This is a genomic window from Butyrivibrio sp. AE2032 (assembly GCF_000702965.1).
In genome coordinates this window covers 111,608-123,266 of the sequence record NZ_JNLF01000002.1, presented here as the reverse complement: position 1 = coordinate 123,266, position 11,659 = coordinate 111,608, and the positions used below count along the sequence as shown (strand labels likewise).

Below are 11,659 nucleotides of genomic sequence, written 5' to 3'. Positions count from 1 at the left end.
GTGCCGTAACTCTGCCGGTTTTCAAAATGCTTATTCATCTGTTAATCACTTGGGGACTAAGAAAACTGTCCTAATAATCGAATGTATTTACTTCGTATATACGCTATTCTATGATTTGCTGATTTGATCCAATTTGGATTATTTGTAATCGCGTTGATTACCATCGTCACGAAAGTGATGCGAGATAAAGATTAAAGCCGCCCAGTCTGAAGCGAAGCGGCTTTAAGCTTAATCACCGAGGGCAACCGTCTATTCGGTAATGCCTCATTCTTAATTGAATTATAGTGCTTGACTGATACACCGTCAAACCGGCACTCAGTTCTGCTCAACGTAGAACAAGTCGATTACGAGAGTTCTTAACTTGGACTCGTCGACATAGAACTCCATGAACTGCTCACCTTCTACAGACTTTCCTTCGGGAGTAACGATCTTATCAAGCGTGTAGCCCGAGAACTGCTCGATATAGCTCGTGAGCTGGTCTACAGTGCAGTCGGTTACCATATAAGGAGATATCTTATCGAAGAGCTTCAGAGCGAAGTTGCTGTCATTTGCAGTCTTCTGGCCGAGCATCGGAAGGAGCGCTGACATGTATGTACGCTGTCTTCCCATTCTGTTGATGTTCGTAGGATCGTTAACTATCGACCTTCTGCTCCTGACATATGTCTCTGCCTGATCGCCGTGGAGCGTAATGGTCTCCCCTTTTACGAAATCGGGATCGATATTAGAGAAATCATCTTCAATCGTTACGGTGACACCGCCGACAGAATCGTTGATTATCGGGATCGCATCCATCGTAAGGCAGAAATAGTTGGAGATATTGATATCGTAGAGGAATCTTGAAACTGCAAACTCAGTATCCTCGCATGAATCTTCAAGACCTGACCTGTATGTGTGCGCAAGTGCGATCTGGCCGTTTATCAGGCCCTGGTAAGTGCCGAAGAAGTCGTACTTCATCATGTCCACCATGGTGTCACGGTTGATCTGCAGCAGCGAATATGTCTGGTTATCCTTATCGAAGATCGCAAGGAGGATCATGTCGGACTGTGCGGAATTGCGCGCAGGACCGCCTTCTGTCGTATAGTCAATGACTTCATCGTCATCTACGCCGATAAAGAGAAGGACCTCCAGATCGTTATTGTATGCATATGTTTTGCCGTTGTAATTGATCGTCTGAACGGCATTGGAACTGTCCAGCACAGAATTCCTGTCCTGGTTCGCCGCGTCGATCTCCGTGCGGCTCAGAGCGTTACCGGCCCCGTCAGGCCTGTCGGCATACTTGTTCTCGAGATAATTCGCGACAGCGATGCTTCCGCCTATCGCAGCAGCTATGCCGACAAGAACGGCAACCACTTTTACTGTAAATTTGTTTATCTTCATGTGTGTGATTATAACATAGTATTAACAAGATTATTTTGGTCCGTATAATTTCAGAATGTAATCTCTTGTACTGGATATATCAAAACCAGCGTCTATCATTTTACGGGCACCGTCAAGCCGTTGTTCTGCATTTTTCCGTTTAAATCCGGCCAGAGTATCCATCCATGGCTTTATTCCCTTATCAATAGGAATATGAATAACATCTGCTATATCAATATCATTGGATATGCAATCGGATAAAATGCAAGTTAAGCCATTTGCCTGAGCCTCTACAGCTCCGATCGGTAACCCTTCAGTCAAACTTGGCATTACATAAACATCCATAGCAGAGAGCCAATTTGATATTTCGGAACTTACACCATATAAAACTACACTATCAGTTATCCCTAATTCGGTTGCTATTTCATTAATCCTTTTTCGTTCTTCACCTTCACCAAAAACTACTAATTTGTAATTCAAACCAGTTGTTTTATTTAATTCATATATCAACGGTAATAAGAACGCATGATTTTTAATTTTAGTTAGCATTCCTGTTGCCCCTAATAAAATATCATCTTCTTTTAAACTCAGTTTTTGACGATATTCATCCCTGATATCAGGATCAAAGCCGTACTTATGAACATCAATGGTATTAGGTATAAAATGCCATTTATCGGAATTATTCACTTGATTTCCAAACAAATACTTTCCAGCTTCCAATGAACATCCGGCATAAACATTCGCGTCTCGACAAATGCATCTCTTCAAATACCATAAATACAGATTCTTGATTCCATTACCTAGATGCTTTCCATGTGAATGAGATATTCTTATCGGTACGTTTTCCTTTTTAGCTATCTTCAGCACCTGAGAAGAAAAGCCAATGGCAGAAGAATTTACATGAACAACGTCTATGTTATTGTTTCTGATTATGTTTTGAATATCACTAAAAATCTTTTTCCTGTTTTGGGATGAAAAATTCGTTCCATTCAGAGAAATCCCACCAAGTACAACATCAACATTTAACTCTTTATATTGATTAAAGATATCATTATCAATAATACTCTTTCGGAAATAGACAGTTATAAAACTATCACTATCGTATTTTCTTATTTCGCGCACCCAATTCAATATAAAAAGACATACACCGGAACGCTCAACACTAGCATCTGTCGCCAATAATAGATTCACGATATTTCTTCCTTTATAGATTTACGCAAGAGCTTTTCCCTTTATTCTTATACCAATATAATATGTAAAACTATAAAGTTTACGACTGATTCTAAAAAGCAAAATTCTTAGCCTTACATTAATAGGTGCTTTTTTGTTCGTAAAGGCTTTGCGCCAATTAAATTTAACCCATTTCAAAACAATAAGTTCTATCTTTAATAATTCTTCTGAAATCTCAGCACATCTGTGAATGCTTAAATATAATGACATATAATCTCGTGATTTCAAAACAGCTATATCATTCTCAAGATCCGGATAAGCATGTCCTATTTCATCAGCACACAAATTTATGGCTTCGTAATAATCCATGCACTGCTTTTCAGTAACATTAATACTTCCAGTAATAGAGCCTCCTCTCATCACATAATGATATATAGGAACATTCACAAATGCGACCAACGAAGATTTCAAATGCAATTTATATGAATTACTGAGATCTTCATATTTTTTTCCTTCAAGAAACGGAGACTCAATATACCAGTTTCTGGGAACTAATCGGTTACAAGGCCCAACGGTTATCTTTTTTCCGGTAAGCATCTCACTTAAGGCAGTTCTGCGGTCAAATAGTTCTGCTGAAAAAGCAGTTATTTCATCGTCAGGAGAGTAATTCTCCTTTACTCTGTCGGTTCTGCCACAAGACATATCAGCATTATTATCTTGTATAGCCTTTATAAGGTATTCCAAATAGTATTTTTCTATCCTATCGTCAGCGTCCACCAACGTTATATATTTGCCTCTGGCAATCTTGATACCATTATTTCTTGCATTAGATAATCCCCCGTTTTTTTGATGAAGCACTACAATTCTATTATCGATAGCTTTATACTCATCGCAAATTGCTCCGGTTTTGTCTTTCGAGCCATCATCTACTATAACGACTTCAAAATCGGTAAAACTCTGAGACAAAACATCAGATAACGTATTCTTTAGTGTGTCCTCTGCATTATATGCAGGGATAATGACACTAACCAACATTTACAATTCCTTCCTCTCTTTTGCATACTGTTGCAATCCATTTTTCCATAAAATCAGGATTTCCGAACATTACTCTTACTATTTCGCAAAAACAATTTCTGAGTCAACAATTCTTTTATGAAGTTAATGTTTATTAAAGCGCTGAATACGATTACAAAGATAAGATTTATTATATTGCCGACAAAAGCATTGAAATAATATAAAAATGTTGTAATAGAAAAAGCTATAATTAAAAAGATAACGCATAAAGTATTCAATCTTATTCTCACATGTTTTTGAATACCGAAAAATCTGAATATAAACAATACTAAAAAAGCTATCAAAGTGCTGATTGATGCTGCATGTAATCCCCAAGATTTAATACACAAAAGATTAACTGCAACATTAATTATGCCTGCCAGAATTGAAGTGAATGCAATCTCTTTTGTTTTCTTAAGAGCAACATAGATTGCACCCAACATCGAACTACCCATATTAAACACACAACTAATAACCAGCGCAGGGATAAAATCATAGGCATCTATGTATTCATCTTTGACTAATAATGAGAATACTAAAGGAACACATCCAATTACACCTAAACACAAACACGAAAAGAATCTAAGCATTTTACTGAATGTTTTAGTAATGAATGAATCTTTATCATCGTCTTTTAAATACAAAGAAGCAGATTCAGTCCAAGAAGTATTAAACACAAGGAAAGCAGTCATTATCGCAGAAGAAAATTTCTGTGAAACTGCATATACACCGTTGATCGATACGTTAAAAAAAATAGTGATTATAGTTCTGTCAGAAGCATTTATCACCCACCAGATAATACTATTAGGAACCATTGGAATCGAATAACGTAATAATTCAAATATACGGTTCTTGCTTATATCTTTGAAACCGATATAAGATACTAAACCACACCTGAAGAAAATAAACACAGAACATATAGCATTGGCTATTATTGATGACAAGAAGAATCCGGCTGGTCCTAAAGGAATAACTACTAGAAAAAGAATATTGAAAAGTATCGTACTGCCGCCGGCAAGGAAGCCTCCAATAGAATACCCTAAATTATCTCCGACCCCTCTTGCGATTTGCAGACAAATGCCAGAGACTATGGTCATAAAGATCAATACAAGAAGTAAATCTATGTATGGAATATGAATGAAGAGACTTACTATCTTGATGATAAGCAATGTTACGGCAGATAGAAAAAGAATTGCAGCAAAGATATTTGAAATGATCTCTTTTGTGCCCTTTTTGTCTTTACGAACATCGACCAAAAATCTGAACGCAGCCTGCTCTAATTGAAGAGTAATACAAGGAGCCAACAAAGTTACATATGTAGTTGCAAGGTCGACAATACCAAACTCGGATGTTTCCAATACAGACAAATATAAAGGCAAAAGAAAAAAGGAAAGAAACTGAGTACAAATCTTTCCCACAAGAATAATAAAAGTATTCTTTGCCAGTTCCTTACCTTTGGACGTTTTACTCATCTGAATTGGTCTTTCCACATATTAATATGTTCGAGATCAACATCTATATGTGTCTCAAATGACGAATTAATCCTTGATTCAAGTTCGTCGTTGATTATTTTCCGTTCTAAACACTTTAAGTTATAAGTTTTATCAATCTCCCTAGCTCTTTCATCAAGAGAAATGATTATTGATCTTTTTTTCTTAGATATAGCAAATAAACCTGCATGAAGCCTTGTACCTACATAATCTATGTCAGTTTGAAGCAGATCGATATACGATTGCAGATTAGTCTTGATAACCTTGATCGTATTAGTATTTTTCATAGCATTGAAGTATTCCAAATCATCCGAACCTTGAGGCCAGAAAAACACATTGTCATAGCATCTTAAAAGTATATCAATCATCTGCTGATCCAGAACATAGTCCTTATTATAATCAGTCAACGTAAAAACAACATTGTTCATCTTAGTTCGAGGTATAGATTCACAATGTTCTATTGTAAAACCCCACATTGTCGGACAGCCTGTATTTATCGCTTTAAAACCAAGGCTCTCAAGAAGTTCTTTTGTCTTCTCGTCTCTTGTTGAATGGATAATATCTTTTCTCAATATATGCTTATATAGATAGCGGGTATATGCATCAACGCCTTTCGATTCCAAATAAGAACCACATCCGACCGAAATACTGTTTCGGTAGAACTTTATATCAAAAAAGTTAATATTCCAATCAGGATTCGCATGAAGTAAAGAATGCTTGAAGATATTCGTACCGCCGATAAACTTATACTGAGTAGAATTCAAATACCTGAAATTGTATCCGGTCTTTATGCTTTGATATGATTTTGCTATAGGTGTATGTGTCCCGTATCTGACAACAAAACTATCCTTTAGTAAGAAATCCATCTCTTTATAAAAAGCATCCATGATGATCCAATCGCCAAGATTAAGCGTTCCCAAAGATGTATCAAAAACAGCAATATTACTCATAAATGCTAATACTCTCCTAAAAAAATATCCCTTTTTATCTTCAGTCCTTCTTACTCTTGCCGGAAGTCACTTTTCTCTTCAAAAAAGCTCCGCCCTTTTTTATCCAATTCTGCTTCTCCATGAAGACATACGGGATCTCTTTGTAAGCTATGCCGTTCTTATTTATCCATACGTCAAGGAGCCTTTCTCCGACAAACCCGAAGACTCTTGAGTCATTGGTGTTGTAAGATGAGATGTCGAGCCTCTTCTCTAATTCAAACAGGATATCGAACAGCCACTTGCAATACTCATTGAAGATCTCTTTCTTCATGATAAACATGTTGAACCTGTGGCCGGAAGTCTTTCCCATAACAGCATCAAAAGCATCAAGATAATCAGGATAAAGTTCTTCCAGTATCTTACGAGCAGTATCAAGGTCTTCTTTGTGGTGTGCGTGTATATACTGGTTGTACGTTGTCTCGATGTAGTAATATCTTTTGCGCGGAAGAATAACGTCGTGTTCTTTAAGCAGCGGTTCAAGTTCCTTGCCGGTAACGGGAAGAGTCTGCTTATCCCCGCCCTTCTTCACAGTGAAATGTCTTCTGTAATGAGCAAGGCCGATATAGTCAGCATCAAGGTTCTTCCAGGCCCAATACATCGCTGTAAGTTCGCAGTAATTACTGTTCTTGCTGCTTATGTTGTCACCGGTGTTATCTCTTTCAAATCCCAGTTCATCCGCAAACCCGACCTGAACAGGAAGATATATCTCATCTTCCGGCATCCAGTATGGCTTATGGGTCGCAACGAGGATCCTGATTTTCATGGCCTTACTCGGCTCCGTCCCTGTTTATAACCGCAAACAGGGTTCTGAAGATACAGAGGACATCAAGGTAGAAACTGCAGTTCTTTACGTAGTAGTACTCGAGTTCCAGCCTTTCACGGTACTCGATGTTGCTCCTGCCGTTGCAGCCCCACCAGCCGGTTATGCCCGGCTTTACCTTCTGATAGAGTCTCAAGCCTTCGTGAAGGGACAGTTCGTTGACGACCAGTGGACGGGGGCCTACAAAGCTCATTTCACCTTTAAGGACATTTATCATCTGCGGCATCTCATCAATGGAAGTCTTTCTTAAGAAACGTCCGATCTTAGTAATTCTCGGATCATTGGGAATCTTCTGATTCTCTTTCCACTGCCTGCGGTATTCTTCCTGCTTTAAGAGTTCCTTGAGCTTCTCGTCAGCGTTAGGCACCATGGTCCTGAACTTGTACATCTTGAACACTTTGCCGCTCTTGCCTACCCTGTTCTGGGTGAACATTATCTTTTCCTTATCGCCTGAAGCAAGATAACAGATCTTTACGATGCCGGCGATCGGAGCCAGGAATAACAGACCGATAAGAGCGAAGAACACATCCAGTATCCTTTTAATCTTTAAGTAGAGCATCTGTCCGTGCGTAAAAGAGAACCTCTTGATGCTCAGTACCGGATAAACGCCGATACTCTCAACGCTCTGATCCTCTGAAAGGAATCCGACAGATTCCTCAATCGCGAGATTTATCTCAACACCATTGACCGAAAGCCTCTCGTAGACGGCATCGGGCACTTCAGACGGTTTAACCGCAACGAGAACGCGGTCAATATCATTTTCGAGAATATAGTCGACATAATCTTCCTTTATGGTCGGGATCCCTTCAACTTCAATGTCCTTATCTACAAAATGAATGCCCTTTATCTCAAAGAGATTGAGGTCACCTGATTTGACGTTTTTCAGGGTGTTTTCAATGTGGGAAGCGCTTCCGATGATGAACAGCGGAATGACTTCGGTGCTGTAGAATATCGTCTTTCCGGTAAGCAGCAGGCTCTTCCACGCATACTTCAGGAGCAATGACAAAAGGAAGTAGAACGTGTACATCCAAACGGTCATCTCACGCGAGAAAGCGGCGCCCATCTTGAGCATGTAGAAGAATACGGCTGCAACGAGGAAGTTGAAGATCGCAAGGATCAAAGCTCTTATGACTTCCTGATAGTAGCTTCGCCGGAATATTCCTTCGTAAGGGTTCGTAAAGAAAGTGATCGTGATGTTTAGCAGGATGATGATGAGAACGTACAGGTGCCATTCCCTGTTCTGTATGAAGCTGAAATCACCGAACTTCATACGGTATGCCACAACAAAGCATACGACCAATGACAGTATGTCTACTATCATGAAGTCCAGGTGCTTAAACTGTGTATAATTCTCTTTGATCCTCATAATCTTTTATTATATAACAACCGCTCGGAAAACTCTTACCACGGCTTCATATCCCCGTTTACCATTACCTTATCCCACTCATTGAGCCTAATCCTGAAAAGAACGTATGCGCCCTGCATGCCGTATGTGTCGAACTCTTCCGTGTATACTTCTTCAAACCGTCCTTCAGGAGCGCTTATCACAGTGCACACAAAGTTCTTCGTCGAACCGGGATAAACCTTAGCAAAATCAGTGTCGGATTCCACATACTTGAAGAAATACGGTCCGTATCTGACGCACTTGTTTCCCCTTTGGACATATGTAACCTCAGATGCAGTTTTCAGAGCCTCCTCAGCTTCGGAAGCCACATCCGAGAGTGCACCCTGATATGTGATCGCATAACGGCTGTAGTCAAAGGGATCCTGAACTTCAAGGTTCTTAAGTTCATCAACATTTGTCTTATCAGAAATCCAGTTGAGATACACCAGACATGCCAGAGGATCTTCGCATGTCGACGGCAGATAGATCTTGTTGCCGCCTTCACCGAGATAATCCTCCTGCCAGTACGTGTATCCGCCGTACCTGTTCTCAAAAGTATTTACCGCGACGTAATCAGCATCCTCTCCCTGATTATCCTTAAGTGCCTGAATGTGGGAAATCCCGCCGTTTTTATACAGGTAGTCACCCTTGGCGCAGAAAGCACCGACAAAGCCGTTCTCGACGGGCTCATAGGATTCCTTCGTCCCGGGCCTTATAACCTGATAATCTGAAGGCAGCAGGCCTTCCAGATACCATCCGTTCAGTATCTCGAGCCCGTCCCTGTAGCCCTCCTGAGTCGCCCTGCAATAGCCGTGTGCGTAAAAATCCTTATCACCTATGGAAGTGTCGAGACAGGAGTCAAAAAGAGGCTTTGCGCTGACATTAGGCTCATTGTCTATAAAGAACGGGATCATATTATCTGCATCCTCACCCAGGAGGAGTTCCGCATTGTCCCTGAAGGAGATGAGACAGCTGTGGAGTTCTTCCCTGGTCGAAGGAGCTTCGAGCCCGAGCTTTTCGAGCCAGTCTGACCTGATAAATGTAACCCTGGCATCAGGAACGGCTTTCTTTGCTGTCAGATACCATATTTCGGAAGGATCGTCCGTGCAAGCATAGATATTCTCTTCGCCGAGCAGCCCTGTAAGCGATGTCAGCGAGGAAGCATACTGGTCGAGATAAGGCGCGATGTTGGTAATAGAACCCATCTTGTAGTATGTGTTGAGCGAACTGAAGTTTGTGGTAACGGAGATATCGGCTTCTGTCGACATATTGATGTTGAGTTTCTGCGACTCTATGAAGGTTACGTCGATATTGAGTTCTTTCAGGACTTCGTCGTGTATATAGCGGGCGACGCACGAAGAATCAACCGTCACATCCGTATTTACCGGAACGTAGGAATCCACAATGACTGATATGTGCCTTGTCTTAGCAAATCTGACTCCGTCAAAATCACTGTTGTCTTTTGTGCAGGAACAGAATGAGAATAAAAGAGCAGTCACAAGCAGGAGCGCCGTGAGATTTCTTAAAACCGGGATATGTCTGAAGTTCATCTTATCCATGTCTTGCACCCGAATAATATCCCTCAAGCATCAGAGCATTACGTCCGAGCCTTCCGGTCCGGTCAGACTTCCTGCCGTCATCTATGGCATAACAGCCTTCCGATTCCGCATACCAGAGGCCATAGACCTTACCCTTAACGACATCGTACTCGATGACGATGCTTCCTCCGCCTATAAGGCTCCTGACTTCATCTGTTATCATGACATCGAGCATTTTGTCTTCTACCTGATTTGAAGGTGAATAATAAAGCACATAGTAAGCGTGATCCTTCGGATCGTCGGTCATCTCATTCCAATGAGTGCCTGTTACCGCTTCAAAATCTGAAGGATGTGCCAGAAGATCGCCGTACTGATAAGAATCCAGCTCTTCCGTTACCTGCTGCCAGGTTCCGCTGCTGACTGCAGCATCGAGATTGCTCTGAACGGCCCTGCAGATCTCTCCTGCCCTGACGTCCAGCCGGTCAAGTTCTTTTACCGTCCTGTATCTTGGCAGGTTTAAGAAGACCGATACAACAAGGAATCCGGCGCATACCGCAAACGAACTGTAATTAAGTATCTTCCGCACGGGCTTCTTTGCATCGATAACGGGTGAAGTCTTCTTATCTGCTTCAAAATCGGCAAACAAAAGGAGCAGGAATAAGTTATAGCTGATCTCAGAAAGGTGATGCTCTTCTATGCACGACAAGGCGCATATGGAAAGGATCGCAACACCGTAGATATATTTCTTATGCTTTATCTGTACGGTCGTCATGATGGTCATAAAGAGCACGAACATCAGGATGCCGCCTGTGATAATTATGTCCACAAAAGAGCAATCCAGGAAATTAAAGAACCCGTCTGCAGAAGATGACATACCATAGAGGGTTACTTCTCCGGCTATCAGATGAATGCCGTTCTCCAAAAAGCCCCTGTGACCTAATCCGAGCCTCCAGTGTAGTATGTCGTTTAGTTTTCTGAATTTCGCGTTCTCGACATCATAAAACACTGTAAGAAGGATGCATGCCAGACCGATCGTGAGATAGGAAGTCTTTCCCAGAAAAGAAATGGTCTTGTCGAATACGTTGCCCTTCTTTATGCCTTCAGGCAACCTGATCTTCTTATCAAACAACTGCAAAAGCTTCAGCACAAATGCACAGATCAGTAAAAGACCGATGCAAAGGAAAGACGTATTGGAACCCGTAAGCGAATAAACGAGGACATCCAGAGCACCTAAAGCGAATATCTCGCCCCATGTGATCTTCTTTCCCCTCACCCACAGATAAGCCGCGATAACCCAGAAATAGTGAGCTGCGAAATCCGTCGATGAGCAGTTGTTCATCTTATCCAGATAGAATACGTTCGGTCCGAAATAGAATAACTTTCTGTCCTGATAGTCGTTAAATGTCAGCGTCTTGTTGTCGAACAGCGTCATGCAGATGTTGTATATGATCATGACGGCATTTCCGCCAATCCCGGCAAGCAGGACCTTATCGGCACAGACTCCGATACCGCCGACTATCGCAAAAGCAATGAATGTAAACGGCACGGTGTCTTCGTTAATACCGGAATAGACAAAACTGAAGACAATAAGAGCGATCGCCGCTACTGCTGTCTTCCAGTTCCTGAACAACGTAAAGATAATGCGGTATACGACGATCGGTAAAAGCATCATCTCAGCGATGATAAGTATCGTCGGAATAACATCCAGGATTATCCTGGATCGTGTGCATGCGACGGCGGAGATGAATACGAAAAGGGATACAAGATAGTAGATGTCGGCATACTTTTTCGTCTTATCGCCGGCATTGTTTATCTTAAGTGTTAATCCCTTTAAAGAACCTTCCATCAGCGCTTCTTAT

10 protein-coding genes are annotated in these 11,659 nt (G+C 41.2%); 1 reads left to right on the top strand and 9 read right to left on the bottom strand.

The window, feature by feature from the left end; translation table 11 throughout:
• Window positions 1–123: 123 nt before the first annotated feature.
• Complete coding sequence (locus BO18_RS36585; protein ID WP_442856551.1) at window positions 124–195, top strand: putative holin-like toxin; 72 nt, start codon at window positions 124–126, stop codon at window positions 193–195.
• Window positions 196–315: 120 nt separating this feature from the next.
• Here BO18_RS36585 and BO18_RS00540 read toward each other — a convergent pair whose 3' ends face one another.
• Genes BO18_RS00540 through BO18_RS00500 form a run of 9 tightly spaced genes read right to left on the bottom strand, consistent with a single transcriptional unit; the run spans window position 316 to window position 11,646 of the window.
• Window positions 316–1,377 (bottom strand): LCP family protein, encoded by a 1,062-nt coding sequence (locus tag BO18_RS00540; protein WP_051688380.1) that lies wholly within the window; start codon window positions 1,375–1,377, stop codon window positions 316–318.
• Window positions 1,378–1,407: 30 nt separating this feature from the next.
• Window positions 1,408–2,547: a glycosyltransferase gene (locus BO18_RS00535; RefSeq protein ID WP_034442295.1), complete on the bottom strand. Its 1,140-nt coding sequence runs from the start codon at window positions 2,545–2,547 to the stop codon at window positions 1,408–1,410.
• Window positions 2,548–2,568: 21 nt separating this feature from the next.
• Entirely contained in the window at window positions 2,569–3,561 is a 993-nt protein-coding gene (locus BO18_RS00530) for a glycosyltransferase family 2 protein (protein ID WP_034442292.1), read from the bottom strand.
• 53 nt (window positions 3,562–3,614) lie between these two features.
• Complete coding sequence (locus BO18_RS00525; RefSeq protein ID WP_034442288.1) at window positions 3,615–5,051, bottom strand: lipopolysaccharide biosynthesis protein; 1,437 nt, start codon at window positions 5,049–5,051, stop codon at window positions 3,615–3,617.
• Window positions 5,048–6,019, bottom strand: a complete 972-nt coding sequence (locus BO18_RS00520) for a polysaccharide pyruvyl transferase family protein (RefSeq protein WP_034442286.1) — start codon at window positions 6,017–6,019, stop codon at window positions 5,048–5,050. The genes BO18_RS00525 and BO18_RS00520 overlap by 4 nt, the downstream gene beginning before the upstream one ends.
• 40 nt (window positions 6,020–6,059) lie before the next feature.
• Window positions 6,060–6,821 carry a DUF4422 domain-containing protein gene (locus tag BO18_RS00515; protein WP_034442283.1) on the bottom strand — a complete coding sequence of 254 codons (762 nt, stop codon included), beginning with the start codon at window positions 6,819–6,821 and terminating at the stop codon, window positions 6,060–6,062.
• Window positions 6,822–6,825: 4 nt separating this feature from the next.
• Window positions 6,826–8,244 carry an exopolysaccharide biosynthesis polyprenyl glycosylphosphotransferase gene (locus tag BO18_RS00510; protein WP_034442281.1) on the bottom strand — a complete coding sequence of 473 codons (1,419 nt, stop codon included), beginning with the start codon at window positions 8,242–8,244 and terminating at the stop codon, window positions 6,826–6,828.
• A gap of 35 nt (window positions 8,245–8,279) precedes the next feature.
• On the bottom strand, window positions 8,280–9,821 hold the full coding sequence (locus BO18_RS00505) for a hypothetical protein (RefSeq protein ID WP_034442278.1): 1,542 nt from the start codon (window positions 9,819–9,821) through the stop codon (window positions 8,280–8,282).
• Window positions 9,814–11,646, bottom strand: coding sequence for a hypothetical protein (locus tag BO18_RS00500; RefSeq protein WP_034442275.1), 1,833 nt, complete (start codon window positions 11,644–11,646; stop codon window positions 9,814–9,816). Before BO18_RS00500 ends, BO18_RS00505 begins: the two co-directional genes overlap by 8 nt.
• Window positions 11,647–11,659: the final 13 nt, after the last annotated feature.

Coding starts and splice junctions, on each gene's coding strand:
- BO18_RS00540 (WP_051688380.1), bottom strand. CDS start 1,377: ATGAAGATAAACAAATTTACAGTAAAAGTGGTTGCCGTTCTTGTCGGC.
- BO18_RS00515 (WP_034442283.1), bottom strand. CDS start 6,821: ATGAAAATCAGGATCCTCGTTGCGACCCATAAGCCATACTGGATGCCG.
- BO18_RS00510 (WP_034442281.1), bottom strand. CDS start 8,244: ATGAGGATCAAAGAGAATTATACACAGTTTAAGCACCTGGACTTCATG.
- BO18_RS00500 (WP_034442275.1), bottom strand. CDS start 11,646: ATGGAAGGTTCTTTAAAGGGATTAACACTTAAGATAAACAATGCCGGC.
- BO18_RS00520 (WP_034442286.1), bottom strand. CDS start 6,019: ATGAGTAATATTGCTGTTTTTGATACATCTTTGGGAACGCTTAATCTT.
- BO18_RS00530 (WP_034442292.1), bottom strand. CDS start 3,561: ATGTTGGTTAGTGTCATTATCCCTGCATATAATGCAGAGGACACACTA.
- BO18_RS00525 (WP_034442288.1), bottom strand. CDS start 5,051: ATGAGTAAAACGTCCAAAGGTAAGGAACTGGCAAAGAATACTTTTATT.
- BO18_RS00505 (WP_034442278.1), bottom strand. CDS start 9,821: ATGGATAAGATGAACTTCAGACATATCCCGGTTTTAAGAAATCTCACG.